This is a genomic window from Streptomyces sp. MMS24-W38 (assembly GCF_059889265.1).
The window spans coordinates 6,453,540-6,475,783 of the sequence record NZ_JCBCPP010000001.1 but is presented as its reverse complement, the minus strand read 5'-3'; the positions used below and the strand labels follow the sequence as shown (position 1 = coordinate 6,475,783).

Here is a 22,244-nt window from a genome sequence, read left to right as displayed (position 1 = left end):
GCGTCGTCACAGACGCTGATCGGAGGTCCGGCCGCCGCCCGGTCCGGCGCAATGCCGGACAGCTCGCGGGCGGCAGATCTGCATGACGTGGATGCGCGCGCACGACACCAAAGCCGAGGCCGGCACCGTCAACACCCCTGGAAAGGCGCTGTGTTCGACACCGAAGACGTGGGCGTCTTCCTCGGCCTGGACGTCGGCAAGAGCGCCCACCACGGGCACGGACTCACCCCGGCCGGCCAGAAGGTCTTTAACATGGCCATGCCCAACAGCGAGCCGAAACTGCGGGCCGTGTTCGACAAACTGGCCGCGAAGTTCGGCACCGTGCTGGTGGTCGTGGACCAGCCCGCCTCCATCGGCGCCCTGCCGCTGACCGTGGCCCGGGACGCCGGCTGCCAGGTCGCCTACCTGCCCGGACCGGCGATGCGCCGGATCGCCGACCTGTACCCGGACGAGGCCAAGACCGACGCCAAGGACGCGGCCGTGATCGCGGACGCGGCCCGCACCATGCCGCACACCCTGCGCTCGCTGGAGCCGACCGACGAGATCACCGCCGAGCTGACCGTGCTCGTCGGCTTCGACCGGGACCTGGCCGCCGAGGCCACCCGCACCTCCCACCGGATCCGCGGCCTGCTCACCCAGTTCCACCCCGGCCTGGAGCGCGTCCTGAGCCCCCGCCCCGACCACCGGGCCGTCACCTGGCTGCTGGAGCGTTACGGCTCCCCGGCCGCGCTGCGCAAGGCCGGCCGCCACAGACTCGTCGAGGCCATCCGGCCCAGGCCCCCCGCATGGCCGAACGGCTGGTCGCCGACGTCTTCGCCGCCCTCGGCGAGCAGACCGTCGTCGTGCCCGGCACCGGCACCCTCGACATCGTGATCCCCACCCTGGCCCGCTCGCTGGGAGCCGTCCACGACCAGCGCCGGGCCCTGGAGGCCCAGATCAACGCCCTGCTGGAGGCGCACCCACTTTCCCCGGTCCTGACGTCGCTGCCCGGCGTCGGTGTTCAGGACCGCCGCCGTCCTGCTGGTCACCGTCGGCGACGGCACCGGCTTTCCCACCGCCGCCCACCTCGCCTCCTACCCGGCCTGGCCCCGGCCACGAGATCCTCGGGGACCTCGATCCACGGCGAGCACGCGCCCCGAGGCGGCAACCGGCAGCTCAAGCGGGCCATGTTCCTGTCCGCCTTCGCCTGCATGAACGCCGACCCGGCCTCCCGCAGCTACTACGACCGCCAGCGAGCCCGCGGCAAGACCCACACCCAGGCCCGCCTGGCCTGCCACCGCATCAGCGTCCTGTTCGCCATGCTCCGCGACGGCACCTTCTACGAACCCCGCGTCCCCAAGGACGTCGAACTCGCCGCATGACCCCAGCAAGCCAAACCACCCCAAAGCGAACCGGGGCGCCTTGACGAAAGACATAGAGGCCCCCCAGCCAGGGCCTGGACGGGCCTCCGCCTCTCGCTCTTCAACCGGGACGGACGCCCAGCGGGACGCCCCGTCAACTGCGCCCGGGAGGAGACGCTCGGCCGGCACTCCGCCGTGCTGGACACGAAGCGTCAGGCTCTCTTCGTGTGCTCCTGCAGGCGAGCGGAGATCAGGGACTCGAGCGCGTCGGCCGCCAGCTTGGCGTACCGGGCGAAGTCGGTGTCGTCGCCGGCGGCCGCGGCCACTCGGAAGCCGTCGGTGAGGGCTCGCCCCATGACCGTCATGTCGTGCGCCAACTCTGCCGCCACTTCGTCCGTCACCCCCTGGTACGAGGCGCGCAGCCGGGACGCGATGAACTCGAACATCTCCTTGCGGATGGCGAGGTACCGCTGCCGGGCGAGGTTGTCCTCCAGCCGCCGCTCGAACGCGAAGACGAGGCCGATGCTCCAGAACGCGGCGGCCGGGTCGGCGAGGCCTCCGGATGCCGCTGCCGAATCGCTGATACTGCGCCGCAGCAGCTCGCGCAGGTCGCCGACGGACGCGTGCGCCTGCCGCCAGACCTCGAAGCAGTAGTCGAGCAACTCGACGAAGAGCTGCTCCTTGTTCTGGAAGTGCCAGTAGACGGATCCGATCGGCAGGCCGGACACGCGGGCGGCATCGGCCATGGTCGTCCCCTCGTACCCGGCCTCGACCGCACGCGAGAGCACGGCCTCGAGTATCGCCCGTTTCGACGTCTTGGACGCCTGGTGGGTCTTCCGTCTCGTGACCACGGCCCCCTCACCGCTCTTCGGACTGCAGTTCTACCAAATGCACGCCGGCTCTTGACACCGACGGCAGGCGCTCGTCATTGTAATGACGATTCTAGAACGTAGCTTCTAGGTTTCGTCGATGGAACGCGACTCGGTGCGCGGTCCACCTCATCCTTGCGGGCCATTGCGATGGCACGGGTCCGCTCTGTCCCGAAACAGGGAGACCTCCATGAGGATCACCGACCACATCCCTCAAGAGAAGATGAGCGGTCTGCAGATCCGCGCCATCGTCATCGCGATCACCTTGGTCGTGCTCGACGGCTACGACGTCTCGCTCACGTCGTTCTCCGCCCCGTACATCGAGAAGGGCTTCGGGGTCTCCAAGGCCGAGCTCGGACTCGTCATGTCCGGCGCCCTGATCGGCATGCTCGTGGGCTCTATCATCGTCGCGCCGCTCGCCGACCGCATCGGCAGACGCAAGATGGGGATCATCGCCGCCGTGACGATCGCGGTGGGCATGTTCATCGGCCCGTTCGCGACGCCGGAAACCGGGACCTGGCCCCTCGTCGTGAGCCGCATCGTCACCGGCATCGGGGTCGGCTGCCTGGTGGCCGTGGTCGGCGTCATCCTCACCGAGTACACGGGCAAGCGCGTGTACGCGCTGGTGATGGCCGTCTACGCCGCCGCGATCAACATCGGCGGGCTGCTCGGCTCCATGATCGTGGGCCCGATGCTCGACACGCGCGGCTGGCAGTTCGGCTGGTGGATCGGGTTCGTCCTGAGCGCGATCGCCGCGGTCGCCACGTACGCCTTCCTCCCCGAATCGCTCGCCTGGCTCTCCGAGGGCCGTCGCACGGACTCCCTGCAGCGGCTCAACGCGCTCCTGGCGAAGATGCACCGTCCCGCACTCGAAGCGCTCCCCGAGCCCGACTCGACGGGCGTCAGGGCGAAGGGCGCGCTGCGCACCGTGTTCACCGGCCGGACAGGCTTCTACACGCTGCTGATGATCGTCGGGTACTTCACGTACATGCTCAGTTTCTACTTCATGACGAACTGGGCACCCAGCGCCGTGGCGTCGGCCAATCAGAACCCGGCTCTGGCCCCGCAGCTCGTCGCCGCCTTCAGCATCGGCGGCATCCTCGGCAACGTGCTCTTCGGGTTCCTCGGCGGCAGGATCGGCGTTCGCCTCCTCGCTCCGGTCTTCCTGGTCCTGGCCACCGCGACCCTGTCGCTGTTCGGCATCGCCGGCCCGGGGATGCCGACCGCTTGGTGGACCCTGTTCCTGGCTTCGTTCTTCGTCTGCTCGGGCACCGCCGCCTTCTACGCGATCGTCCCGACGCTGTACCCGACGCTGGCCCGCTCGACCGGTTTCGGTGTCGTCATCGGCATCGGCCGGTTCGGCGGCATCGTGGCGCCGGTCGTCGGCGGCGCGGCCTTCGACGCGGGCATGGGGATGGCGGCGGCCTTCACCGTCTTCGCGCTGCCCATGCTCGTCGCCGGCCTCTGCATCCTGGCCCTGCACCTGAGCCAGCGCCGCTCCGATGCAGCCAGTGCCCAGCCTCAGCCTGCGCTCTCCGATACGTCCGCATAGCGGCCGTCCACCACTTCCGAGAAAGGAACCACTCCATGCCGCTGGCCGTCGCAGCGCTCTCCCACGCGCCGTCCTTCGGCAACGTCGACCCGGGCGGGGAGACGTTCGCCGAGATCAATGCCGCCATCGACGAGGTCAGGGGGTTCGTCGCCGCGTACGACCCCGACCTGGTCGTGGTGTTCGGACCCGACCACTTCAACGGCCAGCTCTACTCGCTGATCACCCCGTGGGTGATCGGTGCGGTCGCCGAAGGCATCGGTGACTACGGCACCACCGCAGGGCCGCTCCCCGTCGACGGCAGCGCCGCCCGGGCCTTCCACGCGGCAGTGCTGGGTGAGGGCATCGACATCGGCCGCAGCGAGCGGATGAAGGTCGACCACGGCGTGGTCCAGCCGCTCGACTTCGTGTTCGGGAAGGGCTTCACCCAGCCGATCGTGCCGGTGTTCGTGAACGCGATCGGCCTGCCGCTCTCCCCCATGCGGCGGGTGCGCCTGATGGGCGAGGCGTTCGGCCGGGCCGCCCAGGCCATGGACAGGAAGGTGCTGTTCCTCGCCTCGGGCGGCATCTCCCACAACCCGCCGATCCCGCGCTGGGACGGTGCCCCCGGCACCGTGCACGAGCGCCTGGTCGCGTACGCGCCCTCGCCCGAGGAGCGGCGGGAGCGTGAGCAGATGATCGTCAAGGGCATCCAGGCGATAGCCGACGGCAAGGCGCCCAGCGACCCGCTGAACGAGGAGTGGGACACGCTCGTCCTCGACGTGTTCCGCTCCGGCGACCTCGAGCCGGTCGACGGCTGGGAGAACGGCTGGTTCATGGCGGAGGGCGGCTCGGCCGCGCACGAGATGCGCAGCTGGATCGCCGCCTATGCGGCGCTGTCGACCGCCGGCCCCTACCGCTTCGCCGTCGACCGCTACTGGGCGGTCGAGAAGTGGGGCGCCGGCTTCGCCGTCCAGGCGGCGGTGACCGCATGAGCCAGGCAAAGAAGACGCACTTCGCGACCCTGTGGGAAGAGATCGCGGACCTGGAGCACACGCTGCGGTACGTGGACGCGGGCGGCTACCGCACCCGGGTGCTCGACATCGCCGGAGCGGCCCCCGACGCACAGACGGTCGTGCTCGCCAGCGGCACCAGCGGTCACATCGAGGCGTGGACGCAGAACGTCCGCGCGTTCGCGGAAGCCGGTTTCCGGGTGGTCGGCTACGACTACCCGGGCCACGGCTACACCTCGCTGTCCGACCATCCGCTGGAGATCCGCGACTACGAGGAGCACCTGCTCGCCCTGCTCGACGCACTGGCGCTGGAGCGCGTGCACCTCGCCGGTGAGTCGCTCGGCGGCTGGCTCGCGCTGAAGTTCGCGCCGAAGCACCCCGACCGCCTGCGCACGGTGATTCTGTCCGCACCGGGCGGGCGGGTGGTCGGGGAGCCGCAGCTGGACAAGACCCAGTCGGTGAGCGCCCGGGCGGTGAGCGAGCCGACCTTCGACAACGTGAAGAAGCGCCTGCAGGTCGTGATCCACGATCCGCGGAACATCACCGACGAGCTCGTACGCGTCCGCCAGGCGATCTACGCCCGCGACGGGTTCAGCATGGCGCACGTGTCCGCCCTGCGGGAGCCGGAGCGGCGCTGGCGCAACCGGGTGACGGACGACGACTTCGCGGCGGTCCCGGTCCCGGCCCTGATGGTGTGGACCGACCACGAGCCGACCGGCGACGAGGCCGAGGGCGAGCGCCTGTGCGGACTGATCCCGGACGGCGAGTACCTGCTGGTCCGCGGTGCCGCGCACTGGCCGCAGTGGGAGGGAGCCGCGGAGTTCAACGCCGCGGCGGTCGCCTTCCTGAAGAAGCATGCCTGACGAAAGGACCGGAGTGAGCGTCACCAGGGAAACCATCACCCAGATCGCCCGCGAGCTGTTCGAAGCGAAGCGCGGCGTGTACACCGTGCCGTACGTGAGCCCCCGGCTCCCCGAGCACGATCTCGACGCGGCCTACGCGATCTCCGCCGAGTTCGCCGCCCTCCGCGAGCGCGAGCTGGGCGTGAAGCGGGTGGGCCGCAAGGTCGGCCTGACCAACCCCCTCGTGCAGCAGCGCGTGGGCATCGACGAGCCCGACTACGGCATCATCCACGACGACATGGTGCACGCCTCGGGAACGCACCTTCCGCTGTCCGCGTACAACCGCCTGCTCATCGAGGCCGAGGTCGCGTTCGTGCTGAAGAGCGACATTCTGGATGCGGGACGCGACAGCGTCGAGGCCGCCATCGACTACGTGACCCCCGCGTTCGAGGTCGTCGACTTCCGCTACGACGGTTCGGTGGGGCAGATCGTCGACACCATCGCGGACAACGCCGGCTGCAGCGGCGTCGTCCTCGGCGAGGAGCGGCACCCGTACGGCGAGGTCGACCTGACCGAGGTGGAGATGGTCATCACCGGCGGCGGCACCGAGATCACCCGGGGTGTCGGCAGCAACGTGCTGGGGGACCCGGTCAACGCGGTGGTCTGGCTGGCCGAGACCGCGATCCGTACGGGCGAGCCGCTGCGCGCCGGCGAGGTGCTGCTGTCCGGGTCCATCGGCTACATCGAGCCGTGGCCCGCCGACGTCGAGTGTGTCGCCACCATCACCGGGCTGGGTCGCGTGGTCGCGACCGCGGATTCGAAAGGCTGAACATGAGTGACTACCGTCCCGTCGACGCGACCACCCGCGTCGAGATCGAGCAGCTCATCGCGGAGATGCTCTACCGCCTCGACCACAACCGGGCGGACAGCACCTGGGAGCTGTACACCGAAGACGGCGTCTCGGTCGGCCCGATGGGCGACATGGACCGCGAGGCCATGAAGGCCTGGGGCGCCAGGCGCGCCCTGCAGACGGACGTCGTCGGCCGTCACTTCATCGGCGGGATCCGCCTGGTGTGGGACGGGGAGGAGGTCGAGGGAACGGTGCAATACCTGACCTTCCGCGACACGAACGAGCCGCAGACACTGCCCGCGTCGGTCGGCGAGTTCCGCGAGCGGTACCGCAGGGTCGACGGCCGGTGGCTGTTCTCCCGCCGGGAGATCGTGCCGGTCTTCGGCGGCCGGGCGGCCGCGGCACACGCCGCGCGCCTGGCCGGACGGGAGGGGCCGGCACAGTGAAGCGAGCAGCTCTCGGCGACGGGAATCCCGTCCTGTACCACCAGACGGTCCCCTCGTTCTCGATGCCGGAGTGGGCGGCGGCCGCCGGCTACGACGGCGTGATCCTCGACCTCCAGCACGGCGAACTGGGGCTCGAGGCGGCCTGCGGGATCCTGCGCTCGATCCCGCGGGGGAACGCGTACGCGTACGCGCGTGTGGGCTCGCTGGAACCCGCCCCGGTCCTGCGGCTCCTCGACAGCGGGGCCCGCGGCATCGTCGCGCCCACCGTCGAGTCCCGGTCCGAGGCCGAGGCGCTGGTCTCCGCGACCAAGTACCCGCCGGCCGGGAACCGCAGCCTGGGGCCGTCCCGGCCGGCGCTGTACCCGGGTGACTCGTACACCGAGGCGGGCAACCGCGCGGTGTCCGCCATCGCCCAGATCGAGACGAAGGCCGGAGTCGACCGTGCCGAAGAGATCGTCTCGACTCCGGGCCTGGACTCGGTCTACATCGGGCCGGCCGACCTGGCCGTCTCCTACGGCCTGCCCGGCCGCGGCGACTGGGAGGACGGCCCCGTGCGCGAGGCGATCGCGTACCTCCGGGAGGTGACGAGCGCGCACGGCGTCACCCTCGGCATCTACTCCGGCCGGCCGGATTACACGGCCGGCCTGTTCGCCGACGGCCTCGTGGACTACACGGGCCTCGGCATCGATCTCGTCCTGCTGAACCGCGCGTTCGGCGACACCATCGCCGGGCTGGGCTCGGCACGATCCGCACGGAGCAACGTATGACCAAGGCCTGCGACGTTCTCGTCGTCGGGGCGGGTCCCGTCGGCCTGACCCTGGCCAACCTGCTCGGGCAGCAGGGCGTCGACGTCCTCGTCGTCGAACGGGAGCACGAACTCATCGACTACCCGCGGGCCGTGGGCATCGACGACGAGGCACTTCGCGCGATGCAGACCGCCGGCCTCGTCGACGAGGTGCTCCCCCACACCATCCCGGACCAGAAGATCTACATGATCAACGGCGACCGGATGATCCTCTCCGAAGTGAACCCGACGACGCGCGAGTTCGGCTGGCCGCGCCGCAACGGCTTCGTGCAGCCGCTGGTCGATCGGGTGCTGCTCGCCGGCCTCGACCGCTTCCCCAACGCCGCCGTGCGCTTCGGTGCCGAGGTCGTGGACCTGTCCGAGGGCGCCGACGGCGTGGTCGCCACCCTCGCGAACGGCGAAACGGTGCGCGCGCTGTACGTCGTCGCCGCCGAGGGCGGGTCCTCACCCACCCGCAAGCGCCTGGGCATCTCGTTCGAGGGCGAGACCCGGCCGACCGACGGCATCGTGATCGACGTCGCCAACGACCCGATCGGCACGCCCCACGCCGTCTTCGGCGGGGATCCGGCCCGCAGCTACGCCTCCATCGCACTGCCCCACGGCATCCGGCGCTGGGAGTTCACGCTCTTCGAGGACGAGAGCGAGGCCGACGTCGACGACGACGAGTTCGTCTTCGGCCTGCTGGCACCGCACGTGCCGGACCCGTCCCAGCTGGACATCATCCGCCGCCGCGTCTACCGGCACCACGCCCGTATCGCGGGACGGTTCCGCCACGGGCGGATCTTCCTCGCCGGCGACGCCGCCCATGTCATGCCCGTCGTCGGCGGCCAGGGCTGGAACTCGGGGATCCGCGACGCCTTCAACCTCGGCTGGAAGCTGGCAGCCGTCGTCAAGGGTCTCTCGACCGACGGTCTGCTGGACACGTACGAGACCGAACGGCTGGGCCACGTCACGCAGATGGTGGCCGTCTCCCTCCAGATGGCGAAGGAGATGACCGACCACGATCCGCAGAAGGCCGCCGAGCGCGACCGGATCGCCGCCAGCCGCACCCCCGAGGAGCGGGAGGCCCAGAAGCGGCAGGCGTTCAAGCCCCAGCCGAAGTTCGACCGGGGCGTGGTGGTGCACACCCCGCTGCCGACGTCCAAGTCGCTGCCCGACCGCGACGTGCCCCGACTGGCGGGGACGATCTTCCCCCAGCCGACGGCCACCGATGCCGACGGCGTCGAGATGCTGCTCGACGACGCGACCGGTCAGGGCTGGCGGATCCTCACCTGGAACAACGACCCGACGGCGTTCCTGTCGGCCCCGAGACGCGCCGCGCTGGACCGGTTCGGCGCCCGCCTCGTGCAGGTGGTGCCGAAGGCACAGCTACCGTGGGCGCGCAAGCAGGCCGCCGCCGGCGTCACCGTCGTCGGCGACCTCGGCGGCGAGTCGGGCCTGCAGGCCTGGTTCGACGCGCGGCCGGTCGGCGCGGTCGTCGTCCGCCCCGATCACGTGATCGCCGCCGAATGCCTGGCCCTGGAGCTCGATGATGTCGTTGCCCGGGTCCTCGAGGCCGCCTGCGCCGCCTGACGGAGTGCGGGGCTTCGACCCCGGCGGGACGGTGCGCGTCGAGTCCGACGCCGAAGTGGTCACGAGGGTCGCGACCCTCCGGTCCACCTCGCGACGGCTCCCGCGCGCCGTCCTGCCACCGTCGACGCGGCCGTGGGCGGGCTCGTGGCGCATGACTGCCGGAACAGCTGCCCTGTATTCCCACCTTCATTAGTAGCCGGGTTCTAGAATGGGCGTGTTGACGACGTGGGGCACGGACGGCAGGCGGGCGACAGGGTGGCGGCATGAAGCAGGGCACACGGCAGGGCGGCGGCACGAAGGGCACGCGGCAGGCGCGTTCGGACCGGAGCCGGGAGCAGATCCTGCAGGCGGCGCTGGACCTGGCGGTGGAACACGGCTACCAGGGCACGACCATGGCGGCCGTCAGCACGGAATCCGGCCTGCCCATCGGCTCGGTCTACTGGCACTTCAAGAACAAGGAGCAGCTCTTCGTCGCCCTGCTCGAGCACTGCTACGAGGTGTGGATGGAGATCCACTCCGGCCCCGAGGGGCTGCGCCGCAAACTGTCACGTGGCATCACCGGCCTGTCCGGTGCCGATCCGGAGCACTACACGAAGGAGGAAGCCCTGCTCAAGGCCGCGAATGTCTGGGCGTTGAGCAAGCAGCTCGGCGGTCTGGGTGAGGACAGTGAGGTCCGTGCGGCGTACCTGCGGATGCGGATGGAGATGTTCAAGGTGAACGTCCAGCGGATCACCGAGTCCGTCCCCGACGAAATCACCGAGCGCTTCCCCGACATGCCCACCAAGCTCGCGGTGCTGAGCCTGGCGTTCACCGACGGCTTCTACGTCCACGCGAACTCCGAGGTGCACCTGGACCTGGACTTCGGCGAGTACGCCGATCTGGCCGCGCAGGCGCTGGAGGGCCTGGTGGACACCTTCGCCCGCCGGGCGGCAGAGGAGCGGTAGGACTCTCGAACTGCCCGGCGGGGCGGAGAAGTCAAACGCCGCGGGTGAGTCCGCCGTCGACGCGCAGGTTCTGCCCGGTGGTGTACGTGGCGTCACAGGCCACGAAGGCCACCATCCGGGCGACCTCCTGGTAGGCGGCGGCCCTGCCCAGCGGGATCGCGGAGGTCCATTCGGCCGGAACGGCCTCCGGGTCGGCGACGGTGTACCCCGGGAGCACGTTGTTGATTCGGATGCCGTCCGCGGCGACTTCGTCCGCCCACAGCTTCGACCAGGTCGTCATCGCCGCCCGGGCCACCATCGAGGTGGGGAAGCGAGGCGAGGGCTCGGTGGGGCTGGCCGAGGAGATGTTGACGATGCTGCCTCCGCCCTGTGCGCGCATCGGTGCCAGGGCGGCGCGGCAGGCCCGCACCACGTTGTAGAAGTACAGGTCGAATCCGGCGGCCAGATCCTGGTCGGTAAGCTCCTCAAGCTTGCCTTTGGGGCCGTGGCCCGCGCTGTTGATCAGCACGTCCAGTCGGCCCCAGACGGAGACCACCTGCTCGACGGCCGCCTCGATGACCCCGACTTCGGTGTAGTCGCCGCGGATAGCGAGGCCGCCGAGCTCCCCGGCCAGCTCAACCGCCCCTTCGCCGCGCGCCAGCACCGCCACCCGGTGGCCGCGCGCTGCCAGTTCGCGTGCTGAGGCGGCGCCAATGCCGCTGCTGCCGGCGATCACGAGGGCGGTGGGGGATGCTTCGGTCATGCTGCACTACTCCTGGGCACGGGGCCGGATCCGGTCATACTGCCCGCGCGGCCCGCTTCTGTACGGCTGCGGTAACCGTCGGCGTCCTGCTCGGGCGCGATCTCGGCGGTCGCAGGGGGCTGTCCTCAATGGAGCAACCCCTCTAGAATTATTATTCTAGTCGAACGTAACCGGCCTCACGTCGGACGTCAACGGCCGGGGGCTGACCGATTGAGCGGGGTCCGAGCCGCTGGGATTCAGCGCCAACAGCCCGAGGCTGGCGCTCGTCGAGGTTCGCGTCTTTCCTCGCCCAGCCCACTCCCCTTCCGATGCGTGCACGGGTGCGGGCACCGGGTTGGCCCGGCACAGCCGCAGTTCGCGCAGAACGACCCCATACCGCGGGCGAGCTGACGAACCACGTAGCGCCCCTTGCGAACGGAAGCCAGACATCCGCGCCCAAGCCTCCGCCACGGCAGCCACCGGGTCAGCAAGCCAGGACGCTTCCGCGCCCAATGCTGACCGTTTGCTGACCCGGACGCGGCAATCAAGGCCCTGACCTGCGAAAACACCCAAACGCTAGATCTTGGACTTGAATACTGTACGAAACATGAAGATGCTCCCGGTTTTTCTGCTCTCTGCCTGCTTCTTGCAGGTCAAAGGCACCTTCTGGAGATTACAACGATTCGCACGTGCGGTCAGCTGTCTCCTGGTGTTTCAGGACTCACACTGACTCGATGCTGACTTTCTCAACGACCCGTCAGACGTTCGATGACTCCGCCTGGTGGGGCGCGCCGTCCCCTGCGCCGCAGGGGCGCGAGCGCACGCGTCGACGAGGAGGAACTGAGCGACCACGTAGGTGGCCGTCACCAGGACCTGACGGCCGGCGAACTCCGCCCCGGCCGCGCCGAGCCCGACCAGCAGGTCGGAGCCCAGGAACAGCACCCCGCCCTGCGCCGCCCTCGGCCCCGTGACGCAGGCGGTGGCCGCCATGGTCACCAGTGCGGCGCTGCAGGGAGCCACCGCCCGGGCCAGGAGACCCACACGTGGTAGCAGCGCCGCGTTCACCGCAGCCCAGGCAACGAGGCATCCCGCACCCTCCGCCCCCCGGTTTCACCGTAGGCCGACGGCGGCCGCGATCGTTGCCGTCGGACCGGGCCACACGGCCGAGGCGTCGTCCCGGCACGGGTCGGGCAGGCGGATCGGGCGGACAGGGACCGGACTGGCACCGTTGCCGGTGACCGCCGTCCAGGGGACAGCCCGACCGGAATAGCACAGAGCGGTCAGCGCGAAGGCGTCGTCGGCGTAGACCTCGACGTACTCGCCGACCGTGAGGATGCGCAACGCGCCGGGGAGACTCGACAGAACGGTCTGCGCCAGCACCCTTCCGCCGGACCCGGTGACCCGGAGGTGCTTGCCGTCGCAGGCCACGGCGAGGGCGGCACGGTCATTGTCCGGATCTTCGGCACGCAGAACGACCTCGATGCGGCCGCCGACGTCGACGTGGCCGACCGCGTGCAGGGGGGCGTCGTACGTCTCCTCGCCGAGCCAGGTCTCCAGGCCCGGCCACCATTCCAGGCGGGGCCCCGAATCCGCGGACACGACCAGGGACTTGGGCTGGGCGAGCATGCCGCGGCATGGGTCGCCGGTGTCGGTGAGGCCGACGCGGCGCGGGGTGGTGTGCAGCACGACGCGGGAGCCGTCGGGGGCTGCGACGACACGCGGGGCGTACGCGCCCGTCGGCCCGAGCGGGCCGTGACGGGCCCACGGGCCGCGGAGGCGGGGCGCGGTCCACGCCTCGAAGCCCCGAGTGGCGCCGATGGAGCCGAGCAGTAGCCAGCTGCCGTCGTCGAGGCGTTCGAGGACGGGGCACTCCAACTCGTCGACGTCGCCGGGGGCGACGAGCGGCGGGTGGACGGTCCAGTGCTCCAGGTCGTCGGAGGTCGCCCAGGCCACGCAGCCGCTGACGTCGACGGGCAACGAGGCGTCGGCGGCACAGAGGACCATGACCCAGCCGTCGGACTCGTCGTCGCGCACGACGAAGGGGTCGCGCCAGCCCATGCGTTCGCCCGTGCGGTACCAGCGCGGGTCGGCCTCGGCGACCGGCCCCGTGCCATGGCGGCGCCAGCCGGTGCCGTCGGTGCGCTCGGAGTACGCCAGGCCGACCGACTGCAGCGGCCAGCCGTCCGGGGTGAGGCCGGAGACAGCGGTGTAGAGCATCGCCATGCCGATGCCGTGCGGGAAGGCGTGCATGGTCCACACCGCCTGCTGGTCGAAGCGGCCCGGCAGGCCGTTGCCGAAGGCGGTGCCTTGCGGCTCCCAGTGGACCAGGTCGGCGGAGGTGGCCCGGCCGTAGGAGGTCTCCATGCGCAGGTGGTCGAACTCGGCTGTCCACGGGCCCTGCAGGTGAAGCACGGTGTAGGTGCCGTCCGCGTGGCGCAGGAGGTCGAAGTCGTTCACGCAGAGGCCGGGCGGCGCGTATCGCATGGACAGGTCCTGTCTGCCGACAGTCGCACTCAAACGTGTGCGCTGTTCTCTGGCTGGTGGGAGTTCCTCTGAGAGTCAGCCGAAGTAAAACTGAACGCAAACGCTTGCGCAACTGGGTGGACGGGTTTACGGTCTCGTCACTCCCCCTCACGCCGACGTGCTGCCGGACCCCGGCCACGCGGTGTGCACCCGTTCAAGGAGCGTCCCGTGACGGTCAGCATCACCGATGTCGCCGAGGCCACCGGTGTCTCGGCGTCCACCGTGTCCCGCGCCCTGCGCGGCCGTCCCGGAGTGTCGGAGGAGATGCGAGCCCGGATCGTCGCGGCCGCCGCCGAACTGGGCTACACCGCCTCGCGCTCGGCGTCCAGCCTGGCCAGCGGGCACACCCACACCATCGGCGTCGTCGTCCCGTACGTCGGCCGCTGGTTCTTCGGCACCGTGCTGGACGCGGCCGAGAAGGTCTTCAGCGCCGCCGGCTACGACGTCCTGCTGTACAACCTCGGCTCACCGGAGGTACGCAAGCGCTTCTTCACCAAGCTGCCGATCCGCAAGCGGGTCGACGCCGTGCTGTCCCTGCTGATCCCGGACCCGGAGGAGGCCTCCGCCCTGCGCTCCCTGGACGTGCCGCTGGCGACCACGGTCGGCGGCGCCCGGCCCGGCTTCACGGTGGTCGGCATCGACGACCGGGGCGGGGCGGAGAGCGCCGTACGGCACCTGGTGAACCTCGGCCACCGCCGGGTCGGCATGATCTCCGGGGCCAGCGAGCCGCTGCACTGGACCACGCCCCTCGACCGCCGGCAGGGCTACCTGGACGTGCTGGCCGACGCCGGGATCGAGCCCGACCCCGCCCTGGAGGCGGACGGCGGTTACACGGTCGAGGGCGGCGAGCGGGCCATGACCGAGCTGCTGGCGCTGCGCCACCCGCCGACCGCCGTGTTCGCCCAGTCCGACGAGATGGCGATGGGCGCCCTGCGCGCCCTGCGCCGGCACCGGCTGAGGGTTCCGGAGGACGTGTCCGTCGTCGGCTTCGACGATCACGAGCTGTCCGAGGTGGTCGGGCTGACCACCGTGGCCCAGCCGGTCGCGGCCCAGGGCCGGGAGGCGGCCCGGCTGCTGCTGGCGCGGCTGGACGACCCGGACGCCGGGCCGGCAGACCCCGTCGAGATGCCCCTCCGCTTCGTCCTCCGCGAGACCACCGCTCCGCCGCACAGCCGCCGGCAGCGGTAGCCCAACCGCCTCGTCAACCGCCCGCTTCCGGAGGGCCGTTCCCGCCCCCGGCCCCACCGCCCCCACACCCATCGCACACCGCTCGGAGGCACCACCATGAACAACGGACCCAGAAGACACCGTCGTACGGGCCTGACCGCCCTCGCCCTGCTGCCGCTGGCCGCGCTGGCCGCCTGTGGCGGCGGGGGCGGCGCCGGCGACACCTCCGCCGAGGGGGGCAGCGGCAAGGGCACCGTCAGCGTCTGGGCCCACCAGGGCCAGGCGAGCGAGACGGCCGCGCTGCAGAACGCCGTGAAGACCTTCAACTCCTCGCAGAGCGACGTCAAGGCCGAGCTGAAGCTGATCCCCGAGAACGACTACACGAAGACCATCACCGCCACCGACCCCGCCGAACTGCCGGACGTGCTGGAGTTCGACGGCCCGACGATGGCGAACTTCGTCTACAACGGCAAGCTCGCCCCGGTCGACGACCATGTCTCCGCCAAGACCCTCGACAACGCCACCGACGCCGTCAAGGCCCAGGGCGAGATCGACGGCAAGCACTACGGCCTGGGCATGTTCGACGCCGGGCTCGGCATGTACGCCAACAAGAAGCTGCTGGACGCGGCCGGCGTGAAGTACCCGACGCGGGTGGACGACGCCTGGACGGCCGAGGAGTTCGGCAAGGCGCTCGAGGCGCTGAAGGCCGAGGACTCCGACGGCAAGGTCCTCGACATATCGGAGCAGTACGGCCTGGCCACGGAGTGGGGCACCTTCGGCTTCTCCCCGATCCTCTGGTCGTCCGGCGCAGCCCTGCTGAAGGACGGCAAGGCGGAGGGCTCCCTCGACAGCCCGAAGGCCGTCGCCGCGATGAAGACCTTCCAGTCCTGGAAGACGTACGTCGACCCCAACACCGACGGCAACGCCTTCGCCAAGGGCAAGGTGGCGCTGAGCTGGGTCGGCCACTGGATGTACCCCGCCTACAGCGAGGCCCTCGGCGACGACCTCGTCGTGCTGCCGCTGCCCGACTTCGGCAACGGCCCCAAGACCGGGCAGGGCTCGTGGGCCTGGGGCATCGGCGCCGGCAGCAAGAACGGCAAGGCCGCCGGCATCTTCCTGGACTACCTGCTGAACGACGCCAACGTCGGCGCGATGACGAAGGCCAACGGCGCGGTACCCGCCACCAGGACCGCGCTCGCCAAGAGCGAGCTGTACCAGGAGGGCGGCCCGCTCCAGCTCCTCGCCGACCAGCTCGCCCGGCCCTGCGGCGACAGCGACATCGGCGCCTCCTGCGTCGCCGCCACCCGGCCGGTGACCGCCGGATACCCCACGGTCACCGCCAAGTTCAACACCGCCCTGAACTCGATCTACGGCGGCGCCGACCCGGAGGAAGCCCTGCGCAAGGCCGCCCGGGCCATCGACCGGGACTTCACCGACAACGCCGGCTACGAGATCCCGTAACCCGCAGGACGCATCGGCCGGGGCGGGCCGTCGGCGACGTACCGACCGCACCCGTCCCCGCCGGGAAGAGGAACCCTCCCGTGAAAACCGTGGAACCCGCGCACGCCGCGGCCCCTGGCCGGGCGCAGGCCGTCTCGTCCGCGCCCTCCGCGAAGCCCTCGCGTCCCTCGCGCGGCAACCGTGACCGGCTGCACGGGCTGTTGATGTCCGCCCCGGCCGTCGGCGGGCTGATCGCCTTCGTCGGCATCCCGTTCGGCTACGCCGTGGTGCTCTCCTTCTACAACGTCCGCCTCGGCTCCCCGCTGGAACCCGCCTTCTTCGGCGTGGAGCACTACCGGCGGCTGTTCACCGACCCCGACCTGTCCGGCCCGTTCCTGCGGGCGCTGTTGAACAACCTGACCTTCGCCGCCGTCGTCGTACCGCTCCAGACCGGCCTCGCGCTGGCGCTGGCGATCCTGCTCAACCGCAAGCTGAAGGCCATCGGCCTGTTCCGGTCCTTCTTCTTCATGCCGGTGGTCTTCCCGATGGCGCTGGTCGCCGTGATCTGGCGGCTGATCCTCGCCCGCAGCGAGCAGGGCATGCTCAACTCCTTGCTCGACGCGGTGACGTTCGGCAACTGGGGCGCCTTCGACTGGCTCGGTGACAGCCTCACCGCGATGGGCTCGATCATCGTGCTGTCGATATGGCAGGGCGTCGGCTTCCAGATGGTCATCCTGCTGGCCGGCCTCCAGCAGATCCCGGGCGAGCTCTACGAGGCCTCCCAACTGGACCGGGCCTCGCGCTGGCAGCAGTTCCGGCACGTCACCCTGCCCGGCATCCGCGGCACCCTCGTCTTCGTCGCGATGCTGACCTCGGTGCTGTCCTTCCGGGTCTTCGACCAGGTGTACATCCTCATCCGCGGCGGAGGCCTGGACGAGGACGCCACCCGGACCGTGATGTACCAGGCCGTCACCACGGCCTTCGACCAGAACGACATCGGCCAGGCCTCGGCCGTCACGGTGGTGTTCTTCCTGATCGTCGTCGCCCTGACGATCGTCCAGCGCCGCGTCGTCCGGCCCGACCACGAGGACTGACTGCCCCATGGCCATGACCCGTACGCCCGTACGCCGCGTCCTCGACTACACCGTCCTGAGCGTCCTGGCGTTCGTCTTCGCCCTGCCCGCGCTCTACCTCTTCCTCGGCAGCCTCAAGCCGTCCGACGAGGTCTTGAACGGCCTGTCCGGCTTCCTGCCCACCCACCTTTCCTTCGACAACTACGCCGCCGTCCTCGACAGCCTCAGCTCCGACAGCACCGGCTACTTCTGGCAGTTCATGGGCGTGTCCGTGCTGCTGTCGTTCGTGGTGGTGACGGGCGGACTGATCGTCAACTCGATGGCCGCGTACGGGCTCACCCGGCTGAAGTGGCGCGGGCAGAACGCGGTGTTCACCCTCGTCCTGCTGCTGATGCTGATCCCGTTCGAGTCGGTGGCGGTGCCGCTGTTCTACATGTTCAACGGCCAGCGCAACACCCTGTACATTCAGGCGCTGCCGTTCGTCGCCAACGCCTTCGCCGTCTACCAGTTCCACACGTTCTTCCGGAAGATCCCACCGAGCATCGAGGAGGCGGCCCGGCTGGACGGCGCGGGGCCCTGGCGCACCTTCTTCGCGATCATCGTGCCGATGTCCAGACCGGTGTTCGCCTCGGTCGCGATCCTCACTTTCCTCATCCAGTGGGGCTCCTTCCTGTGGCCGGTGCTGATGGTGTCCGACCCGTCGGTGCGTCCCCTCCCCCTGGAGATGAGCGTCTTCCAGGGGCAGCAGCCCCCTGACTGGGGGCAGATCCTGGCCTTCGGTGTCCTGCTCGTCCTGCCGGTTCTCGCCGTCTTCGCCTTCTTCCAGCGCTGGTTCGTCCAAGGGGTCGCCAGTTCCGCCGTCAAGGGCTGACCGCACTCGTACGGGGCGGCGGTGAGGGCTCGGAACTCCTCGTCGCCGTCCCGCACGGGGCCGCGTCGGCCCACCCGGGTTCTACGGCAGCGGCGGGTGGGCGTTCTTCATCAGCTCCTGGAACCGGGCGGAGAACCAGTGTCCGGCGATCGGGGCGTCGGGCAGCGCTTCCGACATGTTGTTCCGCGGGTTACCGGTGCGCGTGGGGGCGCACATCCGGTCGAAGCCCTTGCCCTCGTCATTCGGTAGGGCTTCGTCCAACCCGTCGGACTCGCCCGGGGCTTCATCCACACGTAGGCGTCGATCCCGGGCTCCGGGGACGCCTGGGGCCACTCGCCGAGTCCGGCTCCCGACTGGTTGCACCAGTTGCCGATGTGGATGCGGCGGTCGTAACGGCCACCGGGGCCCTGGCGGTACAGGAACTACTCCTCACCGATCCGCACCTGGCGAGCGGCGTGGTGCCGGCCGCGACGCGGGGACGGCCCGATCCGGTCGGCGACGCGCTGGCCCGCGCCGAGGCCTCGTACACCGAGACGGGCGGCGACTGCCGCTGGAGTACGAGGCGTTCGTACGGATGGTGCAGAACCTCTCCCCCAGGGCCCTGGCGGACGAGGACGCGGCCGCGGAATGGCTGGACCTGTTCGAGATCGCCGTGCTCAGCGGTACCTCCGCCGCCGCGCACCGCCCGCGCCCGCCCGCCCCCGACCGGCTGGCCGCGTACGCACGGATCACCACGCCCCTGCGGGTGGCGGGCTTTGCCGACGACGTGCTGACTCCCGCCCACCTGAGTCGTGAGGTGGCCGCGGTGATCCCTAGCGCCCCCTACGCGGCTGGCGGTCTTCCTGCCGGAGCCCGCCGCGGGCGGGTCCACCCGCCGTACGCGGACCAAGTCACCTGGGAGGAGGAGGCGATGCCCCGCTCGGACGTCGTTCTGTTCTGGAGCCCCCGGACGATGAACCGGCTTCCCGGTCTGGTCTCCAACATCAAGTGGGGATGTGATACAGCTCGGGCCGGGCGGTGCCCGGTGGGCCGCGGTTCGCGCCGCACCGGCGGCGAGCGGGCCGTCCCACTCGTGGTGTGGCGCTCCGAACACTTCCAGAGGTGGTACGCCACCCGGCTGGCTGCTCGACGCGCGCGTGGAGTGGTACGAGAGGACCGCGGACGGAGACCCGGCCTGGCTGCTGATCGTCACGGTCGCGCCGGGCGATGGGGGCGCTCCGTCCGTGTGCCGCCTGCTGTCCGCTCAGGGGCAGGTCATGCTCATGTAGAGCGCCTGCTCGCCCTCGGAGGGGGTGCCGTCGTAGAGGGTGGTGTCCAGCCCGCAGAAGGCGAAGCCCATCCGCCGGTACGCATGGATCGCGGGCGCATTGATGTTGGTGACCTCCAGCCAGAGGTGCCCGGCGCCCCGCTCACGGGCGAACTCCACCGCGAGCCCCATCAGCGCACGGCCGACCCCCCGCCCCCGGTGCTCTGGGGCGATTTCGATGTCCTCGACGGTCAGCCGGCGGTTCCACCCGGAGTACGAGACGGCGACGAACCCGGCCAGGTCGCTGGCGGCCGCGTGGGCGACGAAGGTAAGGGAGTCCGCGTCGCCCCCGTCGTCCCCGTCGTGCTCGTCCTCGGGAAACACCTTGGTCAGGGGCGGGTCCACCGCGATCTCCCGCAGGGCGAACCCGTCGTCGGCGACGGTCACCTGGAAGACCGTGCCGGTGGTGAAGGAGCCGTCCAGGGCTCCGATGGCCTCGGCATCCTCGGGGACGGCGGTGCGGTACCGGTAAGCAGTGTTGTCAGCAGTGGTCACGGTACGACGCTAAGGCCGCTCGGACCACGACAGGACAGCCTTCGGCCGACCATGCCGGCGCCCTCGGACCTGGTCCAGGGTCGCAGGGCACGCCGGGTCGGCGGCGGTGCCGTGCGGGTGGATGACTTACACGTTCCGCCCCGCCACGACCGCGGTGGCAGTCACCCGGTCAGCAAGCCGGGACGCTCCCGCGCCCGATGCTGACCATTTGCTGACCTGAACAATCTCACTACGCCTTTGACCTGCACAAATGCCCAGATGCTAGATCTTGGACTTGAACAGAGTACGCAGCATTTAGGACTCCTGGAAGACGGCTCCCTGCCTGCTTGCCGCAGGTCAAGGGCGTTCTTCACTGTACAACGGCATGCGTTGGGCCCGAAGATCGCAAGGAACATCGGTTCACTCCGGCGACAGGGCTCCTGCCCTCGTTTCCGCGCGAACCAGGGTGTTGCGACGCCGCCGACCAGACGTCTGTTCGGACAACAGTATCGGAATGTGCGGGGACTGATGCCGATCAGATGCCGACTTACCTGACGACACATCAGGTACATGAGGGGCACAGGACGACTCGCTTCCTGAGAGTGCCTAACTAATCGGTCGACGCACTCGCCGTCGCGACCGGCTGTGTTGGCCGAGGTTCGTGCCACACCCGTGCCAGATCGTGCGGGGAACCACGGGGAACCAGCCTGACAAGCGATCGGACGTTAGCAGCGCTTCCGCCCAGGTCAGTCGAGCAACCGCCCGTAGATCACCTCAGCTTCCCAAGCTGATGGCGTACCTTCGGTTTGGAGTCGCGAACGCGGCCGCCGGCATGGTTTGTCGGAGCCAACGGCTACTGTCCGGGCATGCTGCTGCCACGTCCTGTGGAGGGGGCCGAAGGCCCGTACGACGCCGGGTACCTTCCCCGGTTGGAGATGACGTTCCACGCTGTCGAGGAGCCCGTCACCGAGCCCGTCGCCAAACTGGGCGGTGATCCCGTATGGCTGGGCGAGCCCTGCTGGCCGGTGCACCCGAGCACCGGGGAGCCATTGGACTTCATCGGGCAGTTCCCCGTCCCTGCGGAACCCGGCGAGGAACGACGTATGGCGTACCTCTTCCTGTCGTACGACGACTACGAGACCGGCGGCATGCACGCGGAAGACGGCGAAGCCGTCCTGCTCGTCCAGCCCAGTGGTCGGATCCCCGGATTCACCACTGTCGGACCGGCCGGGACGAAGGGGCGCTCGCTGTGGCGCTTCGGCCCCGACGAGGAGCACGTGCCGGTCGAGTTCCGGATCGACTTGACGCCGGTACTGGACGAGGTGGAGCAGGGGTGGGAGAAGTACGGCATGGTCGACGCCGACGACTACCTCGGAGGCCGGCCCACCTATCCCGACTGGGCCGGTGTCGAGGCCCCGTGGCGCTTCTTCTTCCGCATGGCGGACCCCGTCGAAGACGGACCGTACTTCCTGAACTTCGCCCACGGCGCCGGCTACGCCTACCTCAGCCCGGACCGCTTGGAGGGTCGCTTCAGCTGGGAAGCGGCATAGCCCACGCGCCACCGTCTCAGTTTCCGTCTCGTTCAGCGCCGCGCACAGCCGTTCAGGCGGGACCCGAAGCCGTCCAGGCGCCGATGATCAGCCGACTATGAACCCAGGTGAACGCCCCCGTACACAGCCCAACCTCCCGCCAACACAGTTCGAAGGAGTGTTGGTCTCCGTCTGCGGTTGCACCGGAGTCACCGCCTGCTGAGGCAGCTAGTGGCTCAGCTCGGATAGTTGACCGTGTAAATGGCCCCTCATGACAGCTCGGCCTGCAGCGCTGGGCGATGTGGGGCATGGCGACGAGAAAAGCGATGTCCGCGCAGGCGAAAGTGGTTTGCCGACACGGATGTTGCGTGGGTAGCGTCGCCATCTGTGACCCCGACTCTGCGCACCGAGCGGCTGCTTCTGGAGCCGTACGTCCCCGAGGACGAAGAGGGCTTCGTCGCTCTGTTCCAGGACACCAGGGTGTCGCAGTGGATGGGTGACGGCCCTGCTTCCGAAGCAACAGACCGGGCCCTGTTCGGGCGGATCTTCACGAAGGTCTATGCCCAGGACCTGTTCGATGTCTGGGCTGTTCGTCGCAACGGACTCCTGGTCGGGCATGCCGAGATCAAGCTGACCGACGTCGTCGGAGGCCACGAGATCATCTACGCTTTGGCGCCGACGGCATGGGGGTCCGGCCTAGGGACTGAGCTGGCTGAGGCCATCGTCGCCTATGGCTTGGATACTCTCGGATTGACCAGGGTGTATGCCACCGTAGCTGCATCGAACGAGGCCTCACTGACTCTGCTGGGCAGAATCGGTTTCGAGCATGTCCGGGACATCAAAGAGGACGACGGCACCACCACCCGCGTGTTGGCCCGCGGTCCGGCTGCGACCGACAAGTCGCCCCTCGCCCGATAGGGGCGAGCAAAAC

20 protein-coding genes and 2 pseudogenes are annotated in these 22,244 nt (G+C 69.9%); 16 read left to right on the top strand and 6 right to left on the bottom strand.

Annotated elements, in window-relative coordinates:
* The first annotated feature begins 150 nt into the window (after positions 1–150).
* Both AC6F7H_RS28365 and AC6F7H_RS28360 read left to right on the top strand, forming a co-directional pair.
* A complete protein-coding gene (locus AC6F7H_RS28365) occupies positions 151–873 on the top strand; it encodes an IS110 family transposase (RefSeq protein WP_500759980.1) in 723 nt (240 codons plus the stop codon).
* Positions 786–1,361 carry a transposase gene (locus AC6F7H_RS28360; RefSeq protein ID WP_500759978.1) on the top strand — a complete coding sequence of 192 codons (576 nt, stop codon included), beginning with the start codon at positions 786–788 and terminating at the stop codon, positions 1,359–1,361. Before AC6F7H_RS28365 ends, AC6F7H_RS28360 begins: the two co-directional genes overlap by 88 nt.
* 191 nt (positions 1,362–1,552) lie before the next feature.
* On the opposite strand, the gene AC6F7H_RS28355 is transcribed toward AC6F7H_RS28360, so the two are convergent.
* Positions 1,553–2,191: a TetR/AcrR family transcriptional regulator gene (locus AC6F7H_RS28355; RefSeq protein WP_500759976.1), complete on the bottom strand. Its 639-nt coding sequence runs from the start codon at positions 2,189–2,191 to the stop codon at positions 1,553–1,555.
* Positions 2,192–2,399: 208 nt separating this feature from the next.
* Between AC6F7H_RS28355 and AC6F7H_RS28350 the strand changes: the two genes are divergently transcribed.
* The 8 genes from AC6F7H_RS28350 to AC6F7H_RS28315 all read left to right on the top strand — a co-directional run bounded on the left by AC6F7H_RS28350 (position 2,400) and on the right by AC6F7H_RS28315 (position 10,209).
* Positions 2,400–3,761, top strand: a complete 1,362-nt coding sequence (locus tag AC6F7H_RS28350) for an MFS transporter (RefSeq protein ID WP_500759975.1) — start codon at positions 2,400–2,402, stop codon at positions 3,759–3,761.
* 35 nt (positions 3,762–3,796) lie between these two features.
* Positions 3,797–4,732, top strand: a complete 936-nt coding sequence (locus tag AC6F7H_RS28345; protein WP_500759974.1) for a 3-carboxyethylcatechol 2,3-dioxygenase — start codon at positions 3,797–3,799, stop codon at positions 4,730–4,732.
* Complete coding sequence (locus AC6F7H_RS28340) at positions 4,729–5,613, top strand: alpha/beta fold hydrolase (RefSeq protein WP_500759972.1); 885 nt, start codon at positions 4,729–4,731, stop codon at positions 5,611–5,613. Before AC6F7H_RS28345 ends, AC6F7H_RS28340 begins: the two co-directional genes overlap by 4 nt.
* Positions 5,606–6,421, top strand: a complete 816-nt coding sequence (locus AC6F7H_RS28335) for a 2-keto-4-pentenoate hydratase (RefSeq protein ID WP_500759971.1) — start codon at positions 5,606–5,608, stop codon at positions 6,419–6,421. The genes AC6F7H_RS28340 and AC6F7H_RS28335 overlap by 8 nt, the downstream gene beginning before the upstream one ends.
* Before the next feature lie 2 nt (positions 6,422–6,423).
* A complete protein-coding gene (locus AC6F7H_RS28330) occupies positions 6,424–6,888 on the top strand; it encodes a nuclear transport factor 2 family protein (protein WP_500759970.1) in 465 nt (154 codons plus the stop codon).
* Positions 6,885–7,655 carry an HpcH/HpaI aldolase family protein gene (locus AC6F7H_RS28325; RefSeq protein ID WP_500759969.1) on the top strand — a complete coding sequence of 257 codons (771 nt, stop codon included), beginning with the start codon at positions 6,885–6,887 and terminating at the stop codon, positions 7,653–7,655. Before AC6F7H_RS28330 ends, AC6F7H_RS28325 begins: the two co-directional genes overlap by 4 nt.
* Positions 7,652–9,265, top strand: a complete 1,614-nt coding sequence (mhpA, locus tag AC6F7H_RS28320) for a bifunctional 3-(3-hydroxy-phenyl)propionate/3-hydroxycinnamic acid hydroxylase MhpA (RefSeq protein WP_500759968.1) — start codon at positions 7,652–7,654, stop codon at positions 9,263–9,265. The genes AC6F7H_RS28325 and mhpA overlap by 4 nt, the downstream gene beginning before the upstream one ends.
* A 263-nt stretch (positions 9,266–9,528) precedes the next feature.
* On the top strand, positions 9,529–10,209 hold the full coding sequence (locus AC6F7H_RS28315) for a TetR/AcrR family transcriptional regulator (protein ID WP_500759967.1): 681 nt from the start codon (positions 9,529–9,531) through the stop codon (positions 10,207–10,209).
* A gap of 31 nt (positions 10,210–10,240) precedes the next feature.
* Here AC6F7H_RS28315 and AC6F7H_RS28310 read toward each other — a convergent pair whose 3' ends face one another.
* The 3 genes and pseudogenes from AC6F7H_RS28310 to AC6F7H_RS28300 all read right to left on the bottom strand — a co-directional run bounded on the left by AC6F7H_RS28310 (position 10,241) and on the right by AC6F7H_RS28300 (position 13,414).
* Complete coding sequence (locus AC6F7H_RS28310) at positions 10,241–10,951, bottom strand: SDR family oxidoreductase (RefSeq protein WP_500759966.1); 711 nt, start codon at positions 10,949–10,951, stop codon at positions 10,241–10,243.
* Positions 10,952–11,644: 693 nt separating this feature from the next.
* A pseudogene (locus AC6F7H_RS28305) lies at positions 11,645–12,010 on the bottom strand (lysoplasmalogenase family protein); the annotation flags it as partial.
* Between the two features lie 30 nt (positions 12,011–12,040).
* The gene (locus AC6F7H_RS28300; protein WP_500759965.1) at positions 12,041–13,414 is read right to left on the bottom strand and encodes a glycoside hydrolase family protein; all 1,374 of its coding nucleotides are present in this window, start codon (positions 13,412–13,414) and stop codon (positions 12,041–12,043) included.
* A 207-nt stretch (positions 13,415–13,621) separates the two neighbouring features.
* Between AC6F7H_RS28300 and AC6F7H_RS28295 the strand changes: the two genes are divergently transcribed.
* From AC6F7H_RS28295 to AC6F7H_RS28280, 4 genes are all read left to right on the top strand, one after another.
* Complete coding sequence (locus AC6F7H_RS28295; RefSeq protein ID WP_500759964.1) at positions 13,622–14,641, top strand: LacI family DNA-binding transcriptional regulator; 1,020 nt, start codon at positions 13,622–13,624, stop codon at positions 14,639–14,641.
* A gap of 96 nt (positions 14,642–14,737) precedes the next feature.
* Complete coding sequence (locus AC6F7H_RS28290) at positions 14,738–16,081, top strand: ABC transporter substrate-binding protein (RefSeq protein WP_500759963.1); 1,344 nt, start codon at positions 14,738–14,740, stop codon at positions 16,079–16,081.
* An 80-nt stretch (positions 16,082–16,161) separates the two neighbouring features.
* Complete coding sequence (locus AC6F7H_RS28285; RefSeq protein WP_500759962.1) at positions 16,162–17,154, top strand: carbohydrate ABC transporter permease; 993 nt, start codon at positions 16,162–16,164, stop codon at positions 17,152–17,154.
* Positions 17,155–17,161: 7 nt separating this feature from the next.
* On the top strand, positions 17,162–18,004 hold the full coding sequence (locus AC6F7H_RS28280) for a carbohydrate ABC transporter permease (RefSeq protein ID WP_500759960.1): 843 nt from the start codon (positions 17,162–17,164) through the stop codon (positions 18,002–18,004).
* 81 nt (positions 18,005–18,085) lie between these two features.
* Here the strand turns inward: AC6F7H_RS28280 and AC6F7H_RS28275 are convergent.
* Both AC6F7H_RS28275 and AC6F7H_RS28270 read right to left on the bottom strand, forming a co-directional pair.
* Positions 18,086–18,405: pseudogene (locus AC6F7H_RS28275) on the bottom strand (glycoside hydrolase family 6 protein); the annotation flags it as partial.
* An 842-nt stretch (positions 18,406–19,247) separates the two neighbouring features.
* Positions 19,248–19,805, bottom strand: coding sequence for a GNAT family N-acetyltransferase (locus AC6F7H_RS28270; protein ID WP_500759958.1), 558 nt, complete (start codon positions 19,803–19,805; stop codon positions 19,248–19,250).
* Between the two features lie 845 nt (positions 19,806–20,650).
* Here AC6F7H_RS28270 and AC6F7H_RS28265 point away from each other — a divergent pair.
* Both AC6F7H_RS28265 and AC6F7H_RS28260 read left to right on the top strand, forming a co-directional pair.
* Entirely contained in the window at positions 20,651–21,334 is a 684-nt protein-coding gene (locus AC6F7H_RS28265; RefSeq protein ID WP_500759957.1) for a hypothetical protein, read from the top strand.
* Positions 21,335–21,700: 366 nt separating this feature from the next.
* Positions 21,701–22,231, top strand: coding sequence for a GNAT family N-acetyltransferase (locus tag AC6F7H_RS28260; protein ID WP_500754593.1), 531 nt, complete (start codon positions 21,701–21,703; stop codon positions 22,229–22,231).
* Positions 22,232–22,244 lie beyond the last annotated feature (13 nt).

Excerpts from the sequence above, each read along its gene's own strand:
- AC6F7H_RS28300 (WP_500759965.1), bottom strand. The coding sequence starts at position 13,414 with ATGCGATACGCGCCGCCCGGCCTCTGCGTGAACGACTTCGACCTCCTG.
- AC6F7H_RS28310 (WP_500759966.1), bottom strand. The coding sequence starts at position 10,951 with ATGACCGAAGCATCCCCCACCGCCCTCGTGATCGCCGGCAGCAGCGGC.
- AC6F7H_RS28335 (WP_500759971.1), top strand. The coding sequence starts at position 5,606 with ATGCCTGACGAAAGGACCGGAGTGAGCGTCACCAGGGAAACCATCACC.
- AC6F7H_RS28280 (WP_500759960.1), top strand. The coding sequence starts at position 17,162 with ATGGCCATGACCCGTACGCCCGTACGCCGCGTCCTCGACTACACCGTC.
- AC6F7H_RS28265 (WP_500759957.1), top strand. The coding sequence starts at position 20,651 with ATGCTGCTGCCACGTCCTGTGGAGGGGGCCGAAGGCCCGTACGACGCC.
- AC6F7H_RS28330 (WP_500759970.1), top strand. The coding sequence starts at position 6,424 with ATGAGTGACTACCGTCCCGTCGACGCGACCACCCGCGTCGAGATCGAG.
- AC6F7H_RS28345 (WP_500759974.1), top strand. The coding sequence starts at position 3,797 with ATGCCGCTGGCCGTCGCAGCGCTCTCCCACGCGCCGTCCTTCGGCAAC.
- AC6F7H_RS28360 (WP_500759978.1), top strand. The coding sequence starts at position 786 with ATGGCCGAACGGCTGGTCGCCGACGTCTTCGCCGCCCTCGGCGAGCAG.
- AC6F7H_RS28290 (WP_500759963.1), top strand. The coding sequence starts at position 14,738 with ATGAACAACGGACCCAGAAGACACCGTCGTACGGGCCTGACCGCCCTC.
- AC6F7H_RS28315 (WP_500759967.1), top strand. The coding sequence starts at position 9,529 with ATGAAGCAGGGCACACGGCAGGGCGGCGGCACGAAGGGCACGCGGCAG.
- mhpA (WP_500759968.1), top strand. The coding sequence starts at position 7,652 with ATGACCAAGGCCTGCGACGTTCTCGTCGTCGGGGCGGGTCCCGTCGGC.
- AC6F7H_RS28340 (WP_500759972.1), top strand. The coding sequence starts at position 4,729 with ATGAGCCAGGCAAAGAAGACGCACTTCGCGACCCTGTGGGAAGAGATC.
- AC6F7H_RS28350 (WP_500759975.1), top strand. The coding sequence starts at position 2,400 with ATGAGGATCACCGACCACATCCCTCAAGAGAAGATGAGCGGTCTGCAG.